25 protein-coding genes are annotated in these 21805 nt (G+C 26.6%); 5 read left to right on the forward strand and 20 right to left on the reverse strand.

Annotated elements, in window-relative coordinates; all coding sequences use genetic code 11:
- The 4 genes from CSGHG_RS19505 to CSGHG_RS22955 form a co-directional block, all read left to right on the forward strand.
- A partial coding sequence (locus tag CSGHG_RS19505) for a ribonuclease H-like domain-containing protein (RefSeq protein ID WP_010291995.1) occupies positions 1-559 on the forward strand: 559 nt, incomplete at its 5' end.
- Positions 560-747: 188 nt separating this feature from the next.
- On the forward strand, positions 748-1014 hold the full coding sequence (locus tag CSGHG_RS19510; protein WP_010291996.1) for a FeoA family protein: 267 nt from the start codon (positions 748-750) through the stop codon (positions 1012-1014).
- A gap of 2 nt (positions 1015-1016) precedes the next feature.
- On the forward strand, positions 1017-2792 hold the full coding sequence (feoB, locus tag CSGHG_RS01305; protein WP_010291997.1) for a ferrous iron transport protein B: 1776 nt from the start codon (positions 1017-1019) through the stop codon (positions 2790-2792).
- Positions 2793-2812: 20 nt separating this feature from the next.
- On the forward strand, positions 2813-2956 hold the full coding sequence (locus tag CSGHG_RS22955; RefSeq protein ID WP_235700097.1) for a FeoB-associated Cys-rich membrane protein: 144 nt from the start codon (positions 2813-2815) through the stop codon (positions 2954-2956).
- Positions 2957-3059: 103 nt separating this feature from the next.
- Here CSGHG_RS22955 and CSGHG_RS01315 read toward each other — a convergent pair whose 3' ends face one another.
- Complete coding sequence (locus tag CSGHG_RS01315; protein WP_010291998.1) at positions 3060-3656, reverse strand: LysO family transporter; 597 nt, start codon at positions 3654-3656, stop codon at positions 3060-3062.
- An 18-nt stretch (positions 3657-3674) separates the two neighbouring features.
- Positions 3675-4016: a LysO family transporter gene (locus tag CSGHG_RS19515; RefSeq protein ID WP_010292000.1), complete on the reverse strand. Its 342-nt coding sequence runs from the start codon at positions 4014-4016 to the stop codon at positions 3675-3677.
- 289 nt (positions 4017-4305) lie between these two features.
- Between CSGHG_RS19515 and CSGHG_RS01325 the strand changes: the two genes are divergently transcribed.
- On the forward strand, positions 4306-5100 hold the full coding sequence (locus CSGHG_RS01325) for a hypothetical protein (RefSeq protein WP_010292002.1): 795 nt from the start codon (positions 4306-4308) through the stop codon (positions 5098-5100).
- A 239-nt stretch (positions 5101-5339) separates the two neighbouring features.
- Here CSGHG_RS01325 and CSGHG_RS01330 read toward each other — a convergent pair whose 3' ends face one another.
- The 18 genes from CSGHG_RS01330 to CSGHG_RS01415 form a co-directional block, all read right to left on the reverse strand.
- Positions 5340-5567 (reverse strand): hypothetical protein, encoded by a 228-nt coding sequence (locus CSGHG_RS01330; protein ID WP_010292003.1) that lies wholly within the window; start codon positions 5565-5567, stop codon positions 5340-5342.
- A gap of 178 nt (positions 5568-5745) precedes the next feature.
- The gene (locus CSGHG_RS01335) at positions 5746-6552 is read right to left on the reverse strand and encodes a class I SAM-dependent methyltransferase (RefSeq protein ID WP_010292004.1); all 807 of its coding nucleotides are present in this window, start codon (positions 6550-6552) and stop codon (positions 5746-5748) included.
- 218 nt (positions 6553-6770) lie between these two features.
- Positions 6771-7406, reverse strand: a complete 636-nt coding sequence (locus CSGHG_RS01340) for a chloramphenicol acetyltransferase (RefSeq protein ID WP_010292005.1) — start codon at positions 7404-7406, stop codon at positions 6771-6773.
- A 15-nt stretch (positions 7407-7421) separates the two neighbouring features.
- Entirely contained in the window at positions 7422-7967 is a 546-nt protein-coding gene (locus tag CSGHG_RS01345) for a nucleotidyltransferase family protein (protein WP_010292006.1), read from the reverse strand.
- Positions 7968-8198: 231 nt separating this feature from the next.
- Positions 8199-9239 (reverse strand): aldo/keto reductase, encoded by a 1041-nt coding sequence (locus tag CSGHG_RS01350; protein WP_010292007.1) that lies wholly within the window; start codon positions 9237-9239, stop codon positions 8199-8201.
- Between the two features lie 149 nt (positions 9240-9388).
- A complete protein-coding gene (gene arsM, locus CSGHG_RS19520) occupies positions 9389-10183 on the reverse strand; it encodes an arsenite methyltransferase (protein ID WP_147582067.1) in 795 nt (264 codons plus the stop codon).
- A gap of 243 nt (positions 10184-10426) precedes the next feature.
- Complete coding sequence (locus CSGHG_RS01360) at positions 10427-10693, reverse strand: ArsR/SmtB family transcription factor (protein ID WP_010292010.1); 267 nt, start codon at positions 10691-10693, stop codon at positions 10427-10429.
- 163 nt (positions 10694-10856) lie between these two features.
- Positions 10857-11726, reverse strand: coding sequence for a uroporphyrinogen decarboxylase family protein (locus CSGHG_RS01365; RefSeq protein ID WP_010292012.1), 870 nt, complete (start codon positions 11724-11726; stop codon positions 10857-10859).
- 27 nt (positions 11727-11753) lie between these two features.
- Positions 11754-13481 carry an ASKHA domain-containing protein gene (locus CSGHG_RS01370; RefSeq protein ID WP_010292014.1) on the reverse strand — a complete coding sequence of 576 codons (1728 nt, stop codon included), beginning with the start codon at positions 13479-13481 and terminating at the stop codon, positions 11754-11756.
- Between the two features lie 2 nt (positions 13482-13483).
- Positions 13484-14482, reverse strand: a complete 999-nt coding sequence (locus tag CSGHG_RS01375; RefSeq protein WP_010292016.1) for an MtaA/CmuA family methyltransferase — start codon at positions 14480-14482, stop codon at positions 13484-13486.
- A gap of 26 nt (positions 14483-14508) precedes the next feature.
- A complete protein-coding gene (locus CSGHG_RS01380; RefSeq protein WP_010292017.1) occupies positions 14509-15585 on the reverse strand; it encodes a uroporphyrinogen decarboxylase family protein in 1077 nt (358 codons plus the stop codon).
- A gap of 91 nt (positions 15586-15676) precedes the next feature.
- Complete coding sequence (locus tag CSGHG_RS01385) at positions 15677-16321, reverse strand: corrinoid protein (protein WP_010292018.1); 645 nt, start codon at positions 16319-16321, stop codon at positions 15677-15679.
- Between the two features lie 63 nt (positions 16322-16384).
- Positions 16385-17461, reverse strand: coding sequence for a uroporphyrinogen decarboxylase family protein (locus tag CSGHG_RS01390; RefSeq protein ID WP_010292019.1), 1077 nt, complete (start codon positions 17459-17461; stop codon positions 16385-16387).
- Positions 17462-17727: 266 nt separating this feature from the next.
- Complete coding sequence (locus CSGHG_RS01395; RefSeq protein WP_026022174.1) at positions 17728-18036, reverse strand: hypothetical protein; 309 nt, start codon at positions 18034-18036, stop codon at positions 17728-17730.
- An 88-nt stretch (positions 18037-18124) separates the two neighbouring features.
- Positions 18125-18544 (reverse strand): hypothetical protein, encoded by a 420-nt coding sequence (locus CSGHG_RS01400; protein WP_010292023.1) that lies wholly within the window; start codon positions 18542-18544, stop codon positions 18125-18127.
- Positions 18545-18707: 163 nt separating this feature from the next.
- Positions 18708-19622 (reverse strand): alpha/beta hydrolase, encoded by a 915-nt coding sequence (locus CSGHG_RS19525; protein WP_010292024.1) that lies wholly within the window; start codon positions 19620-19622, stop codon positions 18708-18710.
- Positions 19623-20115: 493 nt separating this feature from the next.
- Complete coding sequence (locus tag CSGHG_RS01410) at positions 20116-20379, reverse strand: hypothetical protein (protein WP_010292025.1); 264 nt, start codon at positions 20377-20379, stop codon at positions 20116-20118.
- A gap of 145 nt (positions 20380-20524) precedes the next feature.
- Positions 20525-21397 carry a DegV family protein gene (locus CSGHG_RS01415; RefSeq protein ID WP_010292027.1) on the reverse strand — a complete coding sequence of 291 codons (873 nt, stop codon included), beginning with the start codon at positions 21395-21397 and terminating at the stop codon, positions 20525-20527.
- Positions 21398-21805 lie beyond the last annotated feature (408 nt).

The following is a 21805-nucleotide window of genomic DNA, read 5'->3' on the forward strand; positions in this document are numbered from 1 at the left end:
TGGAAGTGCTTATTATGAAGCAAAAGATAATACATTAAAAATTACTCAATATATGTTACAAAATAGATTTGAATTAAAAAAATTATTGGATTTATCTGAAAAATATTTTAAAGATTTAATTGATAATCACAATAAAAAATATATAGTTACATTCTCTGGTAATAATGATTTTACAGTTATAAATTATCTTTATAAGAAATATAATATAAATTTTAGTATTGAAAATTCACTAAAAGACATAGACCTTCAAAAAGAGTATGAAAAAATTATGAATACTTCAATAGGCCTTAAAAATTTAGAATGTAAATTTAATATTAAGCGTGAAAGTGAAGTTATAAGTGGTTCTAATCTTGCAAAAACTTTTAGCAAGATTATGAAAGATGACACCTACTTTAATAGAATGCCACATGCTAAAAAAGAAAAAATACTTTTATATAATATGCAAGATGTAGTAAGTTTATTTTATATCTATGTAAATTGGAACAAGTATATTTCAAATAAAGATACTGAGAATAGTAAAGATACAAATATATCATCTTTAAATGAAAGCTGTAATTAAGTGGTTTTATCCATTTAGTTACAGCTTTCATTTTTATTATAATTGAAATTTTATTTCTATTTTTAAATTTTATTATATAGATATATAAAATTTTAATATTCTACAGTATATTTTAAAAAAATATTGACAAAATCACTTTCACTTAATATAATGATATTGAGAATTGTTTTCAATGAGGAGTGATTTTAATGACATTACAAGATTTAAAACCTGGAGATATAGGTTTTATTAAAAATATAAATTGTGATAAAAAACTTTCAAAACGTTTATTAGCCTTAGGTTTTGTTGAAGGTACAAAGGTTTTAATGAAACAAACTGCACCTTTAGGTGACCCTATAGTAATAAATGTACGTGGTACAAATTTAGCTATAAGAAAAAAAGATGCTAAAACAATAGATATAGATTTAAATAATAATTCAAATGAAGAAAAATTCAAACTAGCTATGGAGGTATGATGATGGCTAATATTGCACTACTTGGTAATCCTAATGTTGGAAAAACTACTTTATTTAATGCATTAACAGGCTCAAACCAACATGTAGGAAATTGGGCTGGAGTTACAGTGGATAAAAAAGAAGGTTTTATAGATAAAGATATAAAAATTGTGGACTTGCCTGGAATATATGCTATGGATGCATTTTCAAACGAAGAAAAAATTTCAAAGGATTTTCTTAAAAGTGATGAAGTTGATTTAATAATAAATATAGTTGATGCTTCTAACTTAGAAAGGAATTTATATCTTACAAGTCAATTAACACAGTTTAAAAAACCAATTTTACTGGTTGTTAACATGATAGATGTTGCTCGAAGCAAAGGAATCAATATTAATTTTGATTTACTTTCTAAAAAATTAGGAGTTAAAATTATGCCTATATCTGCTTCTAAAAAAGAAGGCATTTCAGATGTAAAAGATTTTCTAAAGTCAAAAGATTATTCTCTTTTAGATTTAAGTATAAATAATAGGCATAATTTTGAGTCAATGAATGAAGAAAGAACATATAAATATATTAGTAATATTTTAAACTCTTGTATAACTAAACCTAATGAAAACAAAATAACAATAACTGAAAAAATAGATAAAATAGTTCTTAATAAATTTTTAGCATATCCTGCTTTTTTATTTATACTATATATAATTTTTAAGTTTACATTTAATTGGGTAGGTGCTCCATTACAAGAATTGTTAGCAAGTTTCTTTGATGGACCATTTTCTAGTATGGTTTCATCACTACTTTCTAATACAAGTCCATGGTTTCAATCATTAATAGTTGAAGGTATTATTGCAGGTGTTGGCGGAATTATAACTTTTTTACCTATAATATTAACTTTATTCCTAGGTATGTCAATACTTGAGGATAGTGGATATATGGCTAGAGTTGCTTTTATAATGGATAAGATAATGAGAAAGGTTGGTCTATCAGGAAAAGCATTTATCCCTCTTATGATGGGATTTGGATGCTCTGTTCCAGGAATAATGGCATCAAGAACTCTTGAAAGTGAAAAGGATAGAAAGCTTACAGCTCTAATCTTACCATTTATGTCTTGTAATGCTAGACTTCCAATTTACGCAATGTTTGTTCCTCTATTTTTTCCTGGTCATGAAACATTAGTAGTATTTTCATTATATTTTCTAGGTATAATGGTAGCATTATCAATTGCTTTATTATTTAAAAATACTTTATTTAAAAAGTCTGAAGAACCATTTATAGTTGAATTACCTGAGTACAAGCTACCTGAAGTAAAATCAGTAATCTTTTTAACTTGGGAAAAAGGAAAAGGTTTCTTAAGAAAAGCAGGAACAATTATATTTTCAATTTCAGTTTTAGTATGGTTCCTATCTAACTTTAGCTTTAGTGGTATGGTGGAAATGGATAAAAGCTTTTTAGCAGCGATTGGTACTTTCTTAACTCCATTATTTAAACCTTTAGGATTTGCAAATTGGCAAAATTCAGTTGCACTTCTAACTGGTCTTGGAGCAAAAGAAATAGTTATAGGTACTTTGGAAGTTCTATATCCAACTGGTCTTGAAGCATCACTAACAGCTACTTTAACAAGTATAAGTGCATTATCATTTTTAACATTCTGTCTATTATATACTCCTTGTGTAGCAGTTATAGGTACACAAAAGAAAGAATTTGGTGGTAAATTTGCAGCATTTGGAGCAATATATCAGTTTGCAGTAGCTTGGATTGTATCATTTTTAGTATTTAACATTGGAACACTTTTATTTTAAAATTTAAGGAAGGTGGTCACATGATGGAAATAGTAATAACAGCCGGTATCGTTGTAGTTGCTTTATATATTTTAATTAAACAAGGTAAGAAAAAACTTAAAGATGGTGGTTGCTCTGGTTGTAATGGTAGCTGCCAAGGTTGTAATATAAAAAAGAAAGATTAACATAAAAAGTTTAGAATGAATTTTTAATTTCATTCTAAACTTTTTTATTTAGTATGTTGATTTTAATATATTAACTTGTATTACTTTATTAAATCCTAAACTTTTATAAATTATAAAAGAAAGTCACAAAAACTGGTACTAGAGAACTTAATATAACTCCATTTATAAAAGATATAACTCCAATTTCACTATTTGTTGCCTTTGCAACTATTGGAAGAGTTGTATCCATAGAAGTTGCTCCACATGGCGCTATTGCTGTATAATTATTTAGTTTTTTTGCTAATATAGGTATTAAAATAACTGCCATAACCTCTCTAAATACATTTGATAAAAATGCTATAGCTCCAAGATTAGCATTAGCCATATCTGTAAGCAATATAGCTGATAAACTATACCATCCAAATCCAGATGCTACAGCTAAACTTTCATTATAAGGCATTTTAAATATTATTCCACTTATTAATCCTCCTGCTAAACTACCTACTATTGTTCCAAAAGGAATTATTAAAACTTTAAGTCCAGTTTCCTTAATATCTCTTAATATCTCTTTATTAGAACCAACGTCTAATCCTACTAAAAATATTAACATGAATAAAGCCATATTAGCTATATTCTCCATATTCCCTATAATTTGTTCTGGAAAAATAAATTTTCCAAATAATATTCCTATCATCATTGATATAAGTATTACAATAGTCAAACTTAAATCTCCTCCCCTTTAAATATTTTCTTCATAAGATGTTGTACATTCATCTATAACTTTACCATTATTGGAAGCATTGGTACCCTTATGCTTTTTAATAATTAATTTTTCACTTAAAAAATATACTAACACAATGCTACCTACTACTGATAATGCAGAAAATATGAATGCAATTAACCCTATAGAACCTATATTCTTTATAATTTCATCATTGGATCCTATAGATGCTCCCATAAAGAAAAGTAAAAACACAACACCTAATTGTTGTAGTTTACCATTGATTTTCAATTGTTTTTCTTTCAATGGCCTTATGTACCCTAAAGTCATGCCAATTACTAATGCAATTAAAATTTTCATAGCTATCCCCCTTAGTTGAAATTTTTCGAAAATTATCACTTTTAAATTATATCATTTTTTTAAATCTTTTAACATATTATAACTACGTTTTTGTTTACAACAGTTCTACTTTAGAATATTTTTTATACACTTAATAATAAGAAATATTTATATAATATTAAATTTTTAATTTTATAATTCAATAACCGTATAATTTTAAAACATATATAACTTAAAAATTAGATCTATTTAAAGAGATTTCAACCTAATAAAAATTATAGTGTAAAATGAATTTTAGGAGTTGATTTTTATGCCTATTGTAACACCAATATATTTAAACCCACCATACTTAGTTTCTATATTTAAAGCTACTGTAATCGCTCTTGCTAACACTGAATTTTTTATAAATAAAAAAGAATTTTCTATAAAGTCAACATTGCCATTAAGCGAGCTTACCTGTGGAAGAATTACTCAAGGAAATGGAACCATAGAATATACTCAAGCTTTTGTAACTGTAACTATTGAATCTATTTGTCAGTGTCCAACTACAACTTTTTTAAGACTGCATGAAATGCTAGAAGAAAATAATCTTATAAAAAACTTAAATAATTTAAATGATTTAAAATCCCTTAAAGCAGGGGATATGATTGAAGTTACTACTCTATTGTTTAAAGATCCTGAGGTGAAAAATCTTTGTTCCATTGCTAATTCACTAGAACTTCAAATGCTATCCAATGCTAATTCCAATACAGTGGACCCTACAAAATTTTTGACATACTTAAAATCTACTTTAACTGATATAGATACTAATCATTGTGTAGATTATTTTTCTCAGCTACTTTTTTATAAATATAGATTAGTAATACCTCTTAGTAAAGATAATTTTTCTTCATTAAGTTGTATAGAAAATAAACCTGTAACTATCTTTGGCAAAGTAGCTTATATAGATTCTATCTTAAGAGATACTATGGTAGATGATGTTATAGAGCCTATAAAAAAGTTTATATCAACAAATAATTTAAATTTTCCATATGCTGAAAACTTTGATTTTCCAGAACCTACTCCTATCTACATAGGCATAGTTCCATTATGTATTCATGTTTAATTTTTATTTTATCAAGTATATAGGTATATAGGGAAACAAGCTCAAATTTAAATTTATTCAATAACTTTAAAATATTTTCATACAAGATTCAGCATTGAATTCTAAATGATTCGGAGCATGTCTCACTATTTTAGGTATCCAAGTTTTGGAATGGATAACTTTAAGAGTCAACTTGGAACCCTATATAATAAAACCTATAGACTTAAACTTTTCATTGGTCTAGTCTATAGGTTTTTATGTTAATCATCTTTTAGCCATGTCTTAACAATATTAGTTTCCTCTTGTCCTAATTCTATAGTACCTTGACTTTCTTCTATAGCTTTTTTTAATACATTTATATCTTCTGATTTTGTACTTTTTTTGCTACTAACTTTTCTTTTATCCTTTTTCTTTCTTCTAAATGGAGAAGTTAATATATCTATAATTTCATCTATTACTTCACAAAATAATGATTTTTTTCTGCTCATTCTATCATCTCCGTATAGTATTTTTTATTATTTTAAAATGCTATAAACTTTTCTTTTTTATAATCTTTATTATTTTCACCAGTAACCATATAATGCACCACATATTATTATGTTTATTATAAAAGCAATAGCCACCGAAATATTAAATTCCAAAACATCACCTCATTCAATATACCCTTTATTTAGTTACAATTATATTAATATGCTCTGTACTATCTCTATACTGTGGTAATTCACAACACTCTATAGCTGCTTGTACAAAATTATCATATAATTCAGGTGCATACCTATATAGATTCTCCATTTGTATATTTAGTCCACTTAAAAAACTTTCCGCTCCTCCATAGGATACAATTTTAAAATTACATTGCTTAACTTCGTCTATGGCTAAATGTGGACTTGTAAAAAAAGTTGCTGTAAAACTTTCATCTTTAGAAAATTTTAAATTTCCTTTTAAATATCTATCAAAATGCAATTTATCATTAAATACTTCTGGGAACTCACTTACAGCTGCCTTTAAACATCCCCAAGTATTAATATAAGTTATTAATGCTATACCATCATGTTTTAGTATTCTATAAACCTCCCTTAAAACTTTCTCTCTTTCTTCTTCATAATGTAAATGATATAACGGTCCCATTAATAAAACTCCATCAAAACTTTCATCTTCAAAACTGCTTAATTCCAAAGCACTTTGACAATAATAGTTTTCTGCTTTTAATCCTATATGATTTATTTTTTTCTTTGCTATATCAAGTTCATTCTGTGAAATATCTAAAAGTGAAACTTTATATCCCATTTTTAAAAGTTCTATAGAGTATCTACCTGGTCCACAACCTATATCTAAAATCTTTCCATCTTTTTTAAAATATTTATTAATCATATTAATTGTTGTTAAAAATTCTATATTTGAATATGGTTTTCCAAGTCTTTCCCATTCCCTTTCAGCTTCTTTATCATAGTATTCTCTAACCTCCTCAATCATTTTTTCCACCCCTTTTATTAAATAAAACAATTATATTTCTTTATATAATCGTTTATAAGATTACCACCTAAATATTTATATTATTAAAACTATTAATTATATAAAAAACTAGTTATAATCATGTTTCTTTATAACTAGTTTCTTATAATCACATTTAAAGCATCTCTTACCTTTATTTTACATAACAGTATTGTATTTTACAATGTCGCTTTAATAAATTAAAGATAAATTTCTGGATTATTTAATATTTGTTGAATTTTTTCAAAGTACATCCCTATATGAGCACCATCTACCAAAGCATGATGTGCTTGAATTGATAATGGCATTTTTATTTTTTCATTTTCTTTAAAATACTTCCCCCATGCTATTCTTGGAATAGTATCAACTGGGCTCATATGTATAGGATGTGACATGCTAGTAAATGATACCCATGGAATACTTGTAATAAATAAGAAATCATCTCTATTAGGCTCATCTTTAAGATCTACAAACTTTTTTCTTCTATCAATCTCATTAGTCCCTCTACTTACAAATTCATTGAAATCTTCACTAAATTCTACAGGACAAAAATTAAATACTTCATCATCATTCATTATTGTAAATGATGGACTAACAACATCATGTACTATAACTTTTTCATCTCTAACTCTATATTTAAATTCATTTATAAGATTGGCTGTTTTAGTAGCAACATATACAAAGGATATAAAAAAAGGTTTTCTTTTTGTTTTTATATAATTATAAAAATTTGTAATATCTATATTAGCACATACACTAATGTGTGGATAATCTAAATTTTTAAAATGCTCATATTGTTTTTTTCTCTTCCATTGATCTATATTTAACTCTTTCAAATCAAACTCTCCCTACTACATTAAATTTAACATTTCATATTCTAAATTTTTAGACACTTTTTGTTTCAATGCTCTTTCAAGTATCTCCTTATTTTCTACTCCATTTTCTATAAAATATTCTTTTATTATAGGAACTCGTCCCTTTGGATCACCCATTAAATAGTATGCTACAATCCAATCTTCTAATGATGATACATTTACTTTTACACCACCTATATCCATTTTGTCTACTATGGTTTTTTCATCTAATAAAAAAGAATATACATTATCATTACAAACTATTTTAAAATCACCCATAAATTCTATGTTTATGCCATTAATCTTATATCTAAAAAATGCCTTTGTTTTAAAATTATCTTTGTATTTAAGTTCTAGCTTTTCATACCTTGCATCCATTACATTCTTTACTTTTTCTACATCTTTAAAATTTATTAATATATCTATATCATTAGGACATTCCCATAACCCTTTATTATAAAGCACTAATGAACCTCCTACTGCCCATAAACAATTCAGTTTATTTAATATTGCACTAACCTCTTTTAACGCATTAAAATACATTTTCCCACCTTCTTTCTCTAGGTATTATACAATTTTTTCTTACATTCATACAACACATTTTAATATGACTATTTAGAAATATAATAAAAATATAGCATCTTTTTAAATGCTATATTTTTATTAAATAGTTTATATTTAATTTGAAAACTATTTTCCAAAACTTAAATATTTAAAATAGTGAGCCCTGCTTTGAATTACTTAGAATTTAACACTGCATCTTGTATTTAAAAATTATAAAATAGCATCTATATTTTTTATTAAATTCTCTCTTCTTTTACTTCCTATCATAGCAGCATATACTCCTTTAGTATTTATAACATAATCTATAAGTTTTTTATAATTAAATTCACTGTTGTCAAAATCCTTACATTGATTAAGTGGAGCACTTATTGTAACAAATAAATCCAATCTATTTGCAGCTTCTATCGAAGTAACATATCTGTTGTTTACCTTTTGAGTCTTACTTGTAGATGCTTCAGTATTCTTTATATTATATGGCATTTGAATAAACTTAAAATGATGTCCTTCTCCCCCTACTTTTTTTGCTAAACTTACTACTTTTTCTAAAGAAATATGCATTGGATTATTTTCTCCTACTCTAAAAGCATACCAAGTTGCCATACCATAGAATCTTATTCTACCATTTTTAACTTGCTGTTCATAAAATTTAAATAGCTCTTGTAATTGATTATAAAATTCTTTTTCTTTTAATATACTCATTGATAACTCCGGATTGTGTATATACATAATATCAATAGTACTTACTTTTAAATTTTTCATACTATTTTTTAAAGAAAATTCATGTAGTGCACTATCAATTGAATATATAACTTGATTTTCTTCTATTATTTGATTTTCTCTTTTTATTGAAGGTTCTTTTAAAATTATATTATTTATATAATCACTGCAACTAATACCTAAATCATAATTGTTATCAATAATACCTGCCTTTGATGATATAACAATTTCATTTCTCTTAATTAACCTTTTTTCATTTATTAAATATTCTAAGGCTTTTCCTATATCTTTTTCTGATCTCATTTCTCTATAAATGGCTGCTGTATCAACATAATTAACACCATGACTTAATCCATAGATTATACTATCTACATAAAGTTCTGAATGAACTTCCTTAGTTTCCCCAAGATATGTGCCAATGGCCATTGGTAATGTATAAAACCAAGGGGTTCTTCTTAAAATAGAATTATCCACACTCATTTTGTTAAAGTACATCTTTGTACCTTCTAAAGTTGCATATCCATTTATGTCCATAAATCAACCTACCTTTTTAATATTATCTCTATAGTATATTCATATATTAGGCTATATATGGTATAAGCTTAAATTCAAATCTATTTTTAAATTACAAAAGGATGATTTATAAACAATTATAAATACATCCTTTTAATATCCTTTATAACTTATTTTTTTACTGCTTTAACAGCTGCAGACATAATATACTCTCCAACTTTTAAATTATGTCCCCATTTTTCTTCATATTCCTTAGGTACTTCTTTTACATCTATTGTTATATCTTCAAAACCAGCTTCATGAAGATATGCTTCTAATTCCTCAACTGAGGATGCACCTGTAACTCATCCACAATAAAGCTTTTCATCATTTTTCATTTCCTCTGTAAGCTCTTTCATTATTACTATATCTGATATAGCAATTCTTCCACCTTTTTTTAAAGCACGATAAGCCTCATTATATACCCTCTGCTTATTAGTAGATAAATTTATAACACAATTAGATATGATAACATCCACTATAGCATTTTCTACTGGAAGATTCTCAATCTCACCAAGTCTAAAATCAACATTTTTATACCTATTTCTTCTACTCGTAGCTCTTGCCTTTTTTAACATCTCAAAGGTCATGTCTACCCCTATTACCATTCCTTTATCGCCGACTTTATCAGCTGCTAAAAAACAATCGAATCCTGCTCCACATCCTAAATCTAATACGGTTTCACCTTCTTTTATATTTGCTATAAGCTGTGGATTTCCACACCCTAGTCCCATATTTGATTCTTTTGGTGCAGATTCTAGTTCTTTCATTGAATATCCTATTTTACTTGATATATCTACTGGTGAATTTTTTATTGTTAAAGTTTTATTGTTACAGCAACTCTCACTTGCACCATTAGATATTGCAATTGACTTGTAACTTTTTAATACAGCACTTTTTATCTTTTCATCACTTAAATTTTTCATACTACATTCTCCTTTTGTATTTATCTAATATCATTAACTTTGATTATTTATAGGGTTTCAAGTTTACTCTTAAAGTTATCCATTCCAAAACTTGGATACCTAAAATAGTGAGACATGCTCCGAATCACTTAGAATTCAATACTACATCTTGTGCAAAAATATTTTAAGGGTGTTGAATAAATTTAAATTGGAGCTTGTTTCCCTATAATTATCGTTTTCCTTTTTTATTTAATATATATATTATCACTTATTTGCAATCACTTTAGTTAATTCTAAAATTTTGAGTACTTCTTCATTTTTTATACTATAATACATCCACATTCCCACCTTACGAGAATCTAAAATATTTGCTTCTTTTAATATTTTTAAATGTTGTGATAAGTTGGACTGAGTAAATTCAACATCTTCATTCAATTTGCATACACATAACTCTTCTTTAGATAATTTTTCTACTATTTTTAATCTTATTGGATGGGCCAAGGCCTTTAAAATTTTTGTTTCCTTCTCCATAAAATCCTCCTTAAAGAAAAACATACTATATAAGTATTTTCTAATATACTTATATAGTATGTTTTTTATTTATTTTTGTCAATACATTTTTATTTTTCCTATAAAAAAACCAGCACCTAATCCATTTTAGTAATTAGCGGGCTGGTTTCTATGTTTCTAAATTTTATTTTAATTCTAATAATGTTATTATGTTATCACTTTTATTTAAAAAAGTTCTTTTTATACACCAATGTCCAACAACAATTAATTTATCATTTTCTTTATTTAGTGATAAATTCATTAAATTCTCTCCATAAGTTAACTCTTCATTTCCGTGAATACATTTTTTATTAACAAAGTCACATTCCTCTAAGGATGTAGATGTTCTACCACATATGTGAAATAAAACATTATTACTTATTAAAATGTCTTTCACACTCCTTATAATATTACACGTCATAGTACCTGTTAACTCTTTAAAATATTTAGGTCCAATTATATCTATGTTACCAACAGGGTCTGCATACGATATAACTTTAACTCCATTTTCAATAGCTTTTCTAATATATTCTACTATGCCTTCTTCTATTAATTTTAAAAGTTTTTCTATAGCATCTTTATTTTTTCTATATAATTTATAAAACAACCTACTATCCATAAGTGAAGTAACTATTGTCATAGGACCTTCTACCATTAATACAACATTTTCCTTATCTTCACTTAAATTCTTTACAGAATCTAATACTTCTTTTATTCTACCTTTAGAAAAATTTATTGGCCTTATTTTTTCTAAATCCTCAACACTATTAATAAAATATTCCCCAACTCGTGATGATGTGTTTTCATCTGCTAATTTTATTATACCTCCAAAAGCTTCAGCCTCTATAGTATTACAAAATGGCACTTTACAAAATACATCATTTTTTATTTCTTTTATTTCCTTGGAAATTTTTGACATAAATTCATTAGTATTTATTCTATCGTAAAAGTCTGGATAGCAATCATATATTGTTTTAGGTATACTTTCTATATTATCACTAACACATTTAAACATATTTTTAATCACCTTTATTTATAAATTTTAAAAACTTAATTCTTTTACAAAATGTTTTTGAAATTCTTCACTAGTTGAAAGTTCTAATATTGATATCTTTTCTTTTAAGCTCATCATAGATTTTAATACATCTTCATTTATAGTTGCAAGCCTTGCTCCTTCTAAAGATGTGTTTCCTAAGAAATCTATTTTACCACTAAATCCTTTTGGAATAAGTCCTATACTGGTAATGCTTTCACCTTTAACATGATATCCAAAAGCTCCAGCTATATATGCATTTTTCACATTCTCTATTGATATATTCATTTCTTTTAACAACATAGTTATTCCTGCTGCAATTGCTCCTTTAGCTAATTGAATTTGTCTAATATCTTTTTGTGAAATATATATATTATCTGTTATATAAAACTTTTTCTCTTTTAATCTATTTTTTAATTTATCTGGTAATTCCTTATTAAATCTCCCACTGCTTAATATTACATTAGCTTTTACAAGTTCTGCAGCTATATCTAAAAGACCACTACCACATATTCCTATTGGCTCTGAATCTCCTATTACTGAATATTCAATATGGTAATTTTCATCTATTCTAAATCCTTCAATAGCTCCTTCTTGAGCTCTGCATCCACAGCTTATATTCATACCTTCTAATGCTGGACCTGCTGCTGTGGATGTACCCATTATCTGACCATTATTTATGGCAACTATTTCTCCATTAGTTCCTATATCTACAAATATGCTACACTCACTATTTCTATCAAATCCACTAGCTACAACTCCAGCAATTATGTCCGCTCCAACATAAGCAGATCCATTAGGGAGAATTAAAATTGTACCTTCATGATTTATATCTATATCTAAATCTGTAGCTTTTATTTCTAACCCATTTAAAAATATCGGTCTATATGGCGCTTTTGCTAATGAAATAGGGCTAATTCCCAATAATAAATGTAACATTGTAGTATTACCTGCAATAGCTATATTATAAATGTTTTTTCTTTCCCCTATTCCTCTTATAAGTTCTCCACTTAATCTATTTATTTCTAGTGTAATTGCCTTTTGTAAGTCTTCTAAACCGTTAGGATTCTCCATGCAATATGTTATTCTTGTTAAAACATCTCCACCAAATTCTGTTTGAGGATTTAATGAAGATAATTTGTTTAAAATTGTTCCATTTTCTAAATTTATAAGATAACTGGATATTCCTGTTGTTCCAATATCTATTGCTACTGAGTAAACTTTTTCTATCTTATTATCTATATCTAATATTGTTGAGTTGTTTTTCACAACTTCAAAAGAATCCACATTTTCTGATTCTAATTTGTAAATTTTTTCATAAAGTTCTATTGAAGATACATCCCCATTTACATACTCTATATATGGTATTGAAACTTTATTATCTAAGTTATTTACTAATTCTTTTTTTATTTTAGGTGACACTTTTACATCTATTGATTTACCTTTAGTTACTGTTTTTAAATTTTTATTGTTTTTAATAAATTGTACATCAACATCCCCTTGAATCTTTGCTACACATGCAAGTCTTTCATTTTTTTCTTTATTTATAAAAGGTAATTCTATAGTATCTATTTCACTTAATTTGCCCTTTGCAATAACTTTACATTTTCCACAAATGCCAATACCATTACATGGAGTTTCTAATTTTAAATTATTTTTTCTTATAACCTCCAGTATAGTTTTTCCTTCTTCACATTGTACCTTTAGATTCTCATCTATAAAATGTGCTATTGCCATTACTATCTTCTCCCTTTCACATAATCCGTCATAGCTCTTAAATTTTCTTTTGGAGTTGACATACCAAGTCCACAGGCTGGTGAAACTATATCAACACCAGAGTTAATACAATTTTCTGTCACCCTTATTATTCTTTCTTTATCACCTTGATGTAATAGCAAGGTACTTACATTCCCCATAAGTGCTTTATTTATTTGTTTTCTTGCACTTCTCATATTTACTATAGAGTCAAAACTTACTGCATCAATATCTAAGTCATCTAAACTTTCTATAATATTTTTTGTATCACCACAAATATGGATTATTACAGGAGTATCTAGTTCATGTATTTCAGTTAAAAACTTCTTATACATAGGATAAGCAAATTTTTCAAAGTTTTTTCTTCCTAGAATTTCACCTGTAGCTGTAGGATCTGATATGGCTATAACATCTGCTCCTGCATTAATCATAGCTTTTGCATAGTCTATAGAGTAATCATTTACATATTCTATAAATTCATATGCTAAATCTGGATCTTTTCTAAACATTTTTATAAGCTTTAAAGGATCTACAATAGAAGTTGCAGTACTTATGGGACCAGTTATATTACCTATCACTGGTACTTCATTATTTTTAAGTTTTTCTATAGCCTTTAAAACAATTGGCATTCTTTTATCTTTTATAGGATTTATATCATATTTTTTAATAATTTCCCCTATCTCTTCTTCATTATATTTTGTTACTCTTGGCTCTACTGTTTTATCGCCGAAACTCAATTCTATACCTAATGGTTCTGCCTCAACAGTCATACAAAATGGTACTCCATAATTTTCAAAGCCAATTTCTTCATTCACCATTTTTGCTGCCATTACCATACCTTCTAAATCACAATTATGGTTTTCTTTAATTTCTTTTAATATATCAGTAACAGCTGCATTCATCATACCACCTGGACATATAACTGGAGGCCTGTCTACCTTTTCACCTTTTAAAACTTTTAATAATCTTTCCTTTTCATTCATAACTAAAACCTTCCCTTTTTAATTTTTTAAAGTTTACTTATGTCTATAGGATATCTTCCATATATTCTAGCTGCATTCATAAGCGCTTCTATATTTTCAATTTTAGTTCCAGTAGGAATTTGACATCCAGTTCTTAATATATATCCTTTAGGACTTCCATAACCTTTTTTTATACAGCTTTTAGCTTCATTCATAATTTCTTCTATAGTTCCATTTTTTATAGTTTCCACTGGTTTAACATTACCTGAAATACAAATTTTGTTTCCTAATATATCTTTTGCATCTTTAACATCCTCAATATTATCTATACTTATAGATGTTATTCCTGTTTCAGCTACTAAATCCCAAATTTCTTTACTTTTACCACAAATATGAATACCCATTCCTCCACCAGTTGCTTCTTTAACCTTGTCAACACATTTTTTCTCATAAGGCATAGAAAATTCTTTATATTGCTTTATACTTAAAAGACTTGTAGATGATACTGGGTCTGACATCGAAAAACCTACACCCAAATTTGATGCAGCTTCTATAATTTTCATATTACACTGTGTAACAATATCCAAAAGAATATGAAGTTTATCAGGATTTTTTATCATAGCTCTTAAAAGTTTGTCTGTTCCTATAACAGCTGAAGCTGCGCTTAGTGGGCCTGCTAGATTAAATCCCACATTTACAACTTTAGAAAGTCTATCAACCACTTTAGCTAATGCTTCTAAACAAATAGGAATCTTTCCATCTTTAAATGGGTTAATAACATCTAAATTATCTACATCTTTTATATCCTTTAATATCGGTTCTCCAACATAAGATATATTATTCTTTGGAAAAACTAATTTACTTCCTAAAGCTTCTCCAACACCTCTTAAGGTTGTATTTATTCCAACTGAATCATGACCTAATTTATTAAACAGAAATTCTTCTAAATCTGCCATTTTATCTGCTGAGTGATAATACTCATTAATTGTTATCCCTATAAGTGGTGCCATAGACTCTCCCATATGAGGCATACATGGTATTCTATCAATTTCTAATCCCTTTGAAAAAGCTGACATTCTTTCTTTAGAAGTCATTTCATATTTCTTAATAATAATTTTCTCCATATTTTCCTGCAACTCCTTTTAATATATAAAAATGCTCTATAAAAAATTAAGAGCATTTTTATATATAATAATTATTAAATTATTTATATTTCTAGATTACAAAGACTTCTTTTACTTTTCTAACTGCCTCATTTGCATCAACTGTGTAAAAATCTGCACCTATTTCACTAGCAAACTTTTGAGATACCGGACCGCCACCTATCATAACTTTAAATCTTTCTCTAATATTTTTATTTTTCAAATTATCTATAACACTCTTCATTCCTGGCATAGTCGTTGTCATAAGTGTTGACATACAAATGATATCTGCTTCTTTTTCTTCTGCCTCTTCAACAAATCTAGTAACTGGAACATCCCTGCCTAAATCATATACAGTAAATCCTGCTGCTTCCATCATTACTTTTACTAAATTTTTTCCTATATCATGAGTATCCCCTTCTATAACTCCTATAACAACTTTTAATGGTTTGTCTAATATTCCTCTATCTAAATGAGGCTTTAAAATATCTAACCCTTCATTCATTGCATCTGAACAAATTAGTACTTCTGGAAGAAAATATTCTTCCTCCTCATATAATTTTCCTACTCTATCCATACCTTTAATTAATCCATTATTTATAGTTTCATAAGCAGGAATACCCACTTCTAAAGATTTTTCACATAACTCTCTAGTTATATCTTCCTCCATATCTACTATGGCATCACTAATATTCTTAAATAACTCTTCTTTATTCATAATAACTACCTCTTTTCCAAAACTATATAATTACTTTTATCACCTTTTTATTACCTTTTCATATTAAAGTTCATCTACATTAATTGGGTACCTTCCGTATATTCTCGCTGCATTCATAAATGCTTCTATATTTTCAATTGGTGTTCCCATAGGAATTTGACATCCTGTACTTAAAACATATCCCTTAGGACTTCCATACCCCTTTTTTATACATAATTTAGCTTCATTCATTATTTCTTCAATTGTTCCATTTCTCATAGTATCTACAGGCTTAACATTACCTGAAATACACACTTTAGGTCCTAATATTTTTTTAGCTTCTTCTATATCTTCAGCATTATCAATACTAAAAGAAGATACCCCAGTTTCTAAAATTGATTCCCATATCTCTTTGCTTTTACCACATATATGTATGCTAGTTCCTTTTCCAGAAAGCTCTCTCATTTTATCTACACACATTTTTTCATAAGGCATAGAGAATTCTCTAAATTGTTTTACACTTATTAAACTTGTAGATGACACTGGGTCTGACATTCCTAAATCTACACCTAAATTTGCAAAAGCTTTTACTATTCTTAAGTTTGTTTCTGTTACTATTTCTAACAATGTATGAACTTTCTCAGGATATTTTATCATTCCTTTTAATAAGTTCTCTGTTCCAACTACAGCTGCTGCTGCACTTAGTGGTCCTGCTATATCACTTCCCACATCTACTTTATCACCTATTTTTTTCACTATAATTTCTAGCGCTTTTAAAGCTAATGGCAATTTTCCATCTTTATATGGATCTGCTGGTGAAAGATTATCTACTAATCTTATATCTTTTAATACTGGTTCTTCTAAATAAGACACTCCATTATTAGGATAAGCAATTTTGCTTCCCATAGCTTCTGCTACTCCTCTTAAAGTAGTTCCTACCCCTACTGAATCATGACCTAATTTATTAAATAAAAATATTTCAAGTTCTGCCATGTATTCTGCAGAATTATAATACTGATTTGTTGTTATACCCATAAGTGGTGCCATTGTAACTCCCATTTGTGGCATACATGGTATTCTGTCTATTTCTAAACCTTTAGAGTAAGCAGCCATCCTTTCCTTAGGCGTCATTTCATCTTTCTTAATAATTAACTTGTCCATAAGGCCCCTCCTTTTCACTGTTCTTCAACTGTATTTTAAAGTATTTATCAATTCTATTCCAATAGAAAAAGGCTATAGAATATACAATATCTATCAGTATATTCTATAAAGTTACATTTTATTACTTATTTTTCTATTAACATTTTTTCATATTAAATATAATTTATTAAATAATAAAAACCTACATTAAAATATTGTAGGTTTCTTATGTATATTAAAATTTTACATAAAATTATGAAGTAGTATTTTAGTTTGATTCTATATATTTAAAAACTTTCTATTTTGCAATCTTCCATATATATTACTAATCCTAAAAAACCATTGTTAATCTTTTTAAAAGTCCCCTTTATTAATATATTATCACCTTTTTTTAAACTTTCTATCTGCTCAATATCATAACGTTCAAATTCAAAATTTCCTCTAATAATATTGTAATCTTCAATAGATTTTATTATTATTTTTTCATCTTTTTTTTCAATTTTATCAATAGTAGTTTTTACTACTATTTCAGTATCTTTAGTTCTATTATATTTAACTTCATTATATTGCATCATCACTATATCTTTTAACGTCATAGGTTCTATTGCAATTACATTTTTACACCAAAATACAGTTATTATAATTGCAAAAATAGCAAAACTTTTTCTTCATATTTACAGCTCCTTAATTACTACCTATATTTTCATATATTGTACAGTTATCTAATTTTAATGTTCTAACTCCACACTCTGTCAAAATGCCCTTTATTGATACTTCTGTCCATACTTTTAAATCACATATTTTTTCTATATCAGAACTTTTCATTATACATTTTGCTCTTTTATCTAAATCAATTGTAGGTGTATTTTCTAATGGAGAATTGTGCTCCTTTATAAATATTGCTATCTCATCATCCTTTTCAGTTATTTTGTATATTTTTCCATAAACTACAATTTCATTATTTAAATACTTTTCTTCATATAATTTTTTGTTATTATACTTTAAATCAAACACATTTTTTACATCAGTTGGATTTCCATAACAATTTGAATACCCTATTAAACATATTAAGATTGAAACTATAGTGATACTTACTCTTTTCAAATTAATCCCTCCTCCATGAATTTTCCATATTTAAAATTAATATTCTACCTATGATTGTTTTTTATTCATAAATCTTACCAAAATTTTTAATTACTTATAAAAATAAAACTAGCTGTCTAAAATATAAAATTATTATTTTAGGCAGCTAATTTAGATTTTGATTTTAATTTAAAACACTATTTATAAATTCATGAACTGTATCTTCATATTTTTTCTTATCCTTGTCATATGCAACAACATGTCCTGCATTTTCAATTATAAGTAATCTATCTTTTTTTCCATTTTTAACTTTATACATTTCCTTACTCATAAAGCAAGGTACTGTAGTATCTGCTGTTCCATGTATAAACAAAGTTGGAATTTCACTTTCTTTTATATCATCTATTGGTGATACATCATTCATTGAAAACTTACATTTGATTTTAAATACCATATTTAGAAATGGATATATCGGTGTTAGAGGAACTTTGGCTTTTTTAAATTGATATTTTAAAATTTCCTTTCCATTTGAGTATCCACAATCAGCTATTATAAAATTTATTTTTTCTTCATGTATACCACCATACATAAGAACAGTTGCAGCACCCATAGATTGACCACATAATCCTATAATAACATCTTCACCTAACTTTTCTTTAATTTTTTCAACCCATATATCTAAATCTTCTCTTTCTAATATACCATAGGTTGGATATTCTCCATCACTATCACCATGAGCTCTTACATCTATTTGTAATATGTTAAATCCATCTTTTAAAAATATATCGATGTATTGAAGAGTTAAATAATGGTTTGCTGTATATCCATGACATAATATAATAACCTTTTTGTTATTAGGAAATTTATTTATATAATATCCCTTAAGTTTATATCCATCCTTACTCACAATCTCTAAATTTTCATATTCTATACTATCATATAAACTTATATCATAGCTTCCTCTACTTTTTAAAACATTAAAAGCTTCTTCTTTATCTTTCTTTTTTCCTAATATAACTTTTCCATAAGAGTAATTAACTAAATATACTACTGTTAATACTAAAACTAACAATAAAAATATAATTATTATTTTAATCATAGTAAATCATCCCACCTTACACTACTTAAACAATACAATTATATTCAAAAGAGTTTTTTCAGTCAATAAAGTATTCTTATATATAGTGTTTGAAGCATGTGCATAAAGTTAAGCAACTTTATTTCAATAAAATATCTTTCTTTTTAATTTATTACTTTTAACACTATAATTTTGAAATTTTTAGGCTTAGCTTTACACCTATGAGGTTCCAAGTTAAATTTTAAACTTATTCATTTATCAGCTGAGAAAACTTTAAATCAATAGTGAGACATACTCTAAATGACTTAAAGTTCGATACTGAATTTTGTATAAAATTTATAAGGTGACAACAAATTCCAAATCTGTTGTCACCTTATTTTATATAAAAATTTCTATAGAATAAATATATATAAAAATTAGTTATCAGTTTAACATCATTTTTATTAATATATATTTTTAAAATAATTATTTATTCTAACTTTTTATTTTTTACATATATATATTAAAATAATTATTATACATAAAACAATAAAAAAGGACTACATACTATAAATGATAATACTGCAATTATACTGGTTAAAATACCACCTATAGTTACCCCTATAATACCTAATGAGGCTATCACTGGGAGAATTATAACTAATATAATTATAGATGCTATTATACTGATTAAAATGCCTAGCCCTATTCCAACACCTTTTATAATAAACTTACAGGTAATACAAATTATATAAAATATGAAAATTACCATAGCTAAAAAACATAAAATACTTATCATAATATTAATACCCTCCCTATATTATAATAGTATTATATATTTAAAATTATTTTACATTTTTCATGTAATTTAACATATTTTTAATATAATTTCAAAATAAAAAAGTTTACTTTATGTCTTAATAAAGTAAACTTTTTACGAATTTTTAACTATTTCTACATTCTCCAATAAAAATAACAGCAAGCGTTCCCGGTCCACCATGTGCTCCTATTACAGCTCCCATAGAATTTAAAATAACCTTTTTTATATTATTTTCTTTTAAAACTATTTCTTTAAGTTCATTTGCCTCTTTTTCACAATCTGCATGGGCTATAAATATAACTTGATTTTCTATATCAAATGCTTTTTCTTTAACTTGAGCTCCTAAGTATTTAATTGCTTTTTTTCTTCCTTTTATTTTTCCAGCTTGAACAACTTTACCTTCATTATTTATAGTAAGTATAGGTTTTATATTCAATAAAGATCCAACTGTTGCTGCTGCAGATGAAATTCTTCCTCCTCTTTTTAAGTGGGATAAATCATCTACAGTAAATGCATGTAATATCTTACCTTTATTTTCTTCTAACCAATTTACAACTTCATATTTATCCTTGCCGTCTTTTAACATCTCACAAGCATAGTAAACTAAGGCTCCTTCTCCTAAAGATGCACTTATAGAATCTATTATGCTTATATCTGCATTTTCATATTTTTCTAAAATATTTTGTTTTGCTATATTAGCACTATTAATTGTACCACTTAAACCTGAAGATAATCCTATATATATTATACTTTTACCTTCTTTAACATATTTTTCAAAAACTTCTTCAAAAGCATAAATGTTTACTTGAGATGTAGATGCCGTTTTACCATCTCTTAATTCCTTATAAAAGTAATCATATTTTAAGGTATCACCTAAATCATCTAAAATATACTCATTATTTAAATTCACACCTAAAGAAAGAAATTCTATGTTATTATCTTTAATATAATTTAATGGCAAATCACAAGCAGAATCTGTTATAAGCTTTATATCCATTTACTTTCGCTACTAAAATATGCATTTTAGTAACTTCCTCCTTCCAATCCCTTCATTGTATATCTTTTTTCACTTTATAATCCCTACTAAATCATTTTCTAAATTTCTGTTTATTAATGACCTTTAAGATAGTTTGCTATTTTAAAATATTAATATTCAATAAAATTTAAATAAACGATATCTTATCAAGATATCACATTATAACATAACTTATTTTGATATTCAAATGGTTTGATTATCAAAATAAGTTCGCCGTCTAACTATTTATTACAAAGTACATTTCGGGAACTATTATAGTGAAACAAGCTCAAATTTAAATTTATTCAATAACTTTAAAATACTTTCACACAAGATGTAGTGTTGAATTCTAAGTGATTCAGAGCATGTCTCACTATTCACTCTTAACTT

This window comes from Clostridium senegalense JC122, assembly GCF_000285575.1.
Lineage (GTDB): Bacteria > Bacillota > Clostridia > Clostridiales > Clostridiaceae > Clostridium_J > Clostridium_J senegalense.

Coding starts and splice junctions, on each gene's coding strand:
- CSGHG_RS01410 (WP_010292025.1), bottom strand. CDS start 20,379: ATGATAAGTATTTTATGTTTTTTAGCTATGGTAATTTTCATATTTTAT.
- CSGHG_RS22955 (WP_235700097.1), top strand. CDS start 2,813: ATGATGGAAATAGTAATAACAGCCGGTATCGTTGTAGTTGCTTTATAT.
- CSGHG_RS19510 (WP_010291996.1), top strand. CDS start 748: ATGACATTACAAGATTTAAAACCTGGAGATATAGGTTTTATTAAAAAT.
- CSGHG_RS01415 (WP_010292027.1), bottom strand. CDS start 21,397: ATGGATATAAAGCTTATAACAGATTCTGCTTGTGATTTGCCATTAAAT.
- CSGHG_RS01365 (WP_010292012.1), bottom strand. CDS start 11,726: ATGTTTAAATGTGTTAGTGATAATATAGAAAGTATACCTAAAACAATA.
- CSGHG_RS19525 (WP_010292024.1), bottom strand. CDS start 19,622: ATGATTAAAATAATAATTATATTTTTATTGTTAGTTTTAGTATTAACA.
- CSGHG_RS01330 (WP_010292003.1), bottom strand. CDS start 5,567: ATGAGCAGAAAAAAATCATTATTTTGTGAAGTAATAGATGAAATTATA.
- CSGHG_RS01385 (WP_010292018.1), bottom strand. CDS start 16,321: ATGAATAAAGAAGAGTTATTTAAGAATATTAGTGATGCCATAGTAGAT.
- CSGHG_RS01325 (WP_010292002.1), top strand. CDS start 4,306: ATGCCTATTGTAACACCAATATATTTAAACCCACCATACTTAGTTTCT.
- CSGHG_RS01335 (WP_010292004.1), bottom strand. CDS start 6,552: ATGATTGAGGAGGTTAGAGAATACTATGATAAAGAAGCTGAAAGGGAA.
- feoB (WP_010291997.1), top strand. CDS start 1,017: ATGGCTAATATTGCACTACTTGGTAATCCTAATGTTGGAAAAACTACT.
- CSGHG_RS01380 (WP_010292017.1), bottom strand. CDS start 15,585: ATGGAGAAAATTATTATTAAGAAATATGAAATGACTTCTAAAGAAAGA.
- CSGHG_RS01395 (WP_026022174.1), bottom strand. CDS start 18,036: ATGACGTTAAAAGATATAGTGATGATGCAATATAATGAAGTTAAATAT.
- CSGHG_RS01375 (WP_010292016.1), bottom strand. CDS start 14,482: ATGAATGAAAAGGAAAGATTATTAAAAGTTTTAAAAGGTGAAAAGGTA.
- CSGHG_RS01390 (WP_010292019.1), bottom strand. CDS start 17,461: ATGGACAAGTTAATTATTAAGAAAGATGAAATGACGCCTAAGGAAAGG.
- CSGHG_RS01350 (WP_010292007.1), bottom strand. CDS start 9,239: ATGGACATAAATGGATATGCAACTTTAGAAGGTACAAAGATGTACTTT.
- CSGHG_RS01360 (WP_010292010.1), bottom strand. CDS start 10,693: ATGGAGAAGGAAACAAAAATTTTAAAGGCCTTGGCCCATCCAATAAGA.
- CSGHG_RS19515 (WP_010292000.1), bottom strand. CDS start 4,016: ATGAAAATTTTAATTGCATTAGTAATTGGCATGACTTTAGGGTACATA.
- CSGHG_RS01345 (WP_010292006.1), bottom strand. CDS start 7,967: ATGTATTTTAATGCGTTAAAAGAGGTTAGTGCAATATTAAATAAACTG.
- CSGHG_RS01370 (WP_010292014.1), bottom strand. CDS start 13,481: ATGGCAATAGCACATTTTATAGATGAGAATCTAAAGGTACAATGTGAA.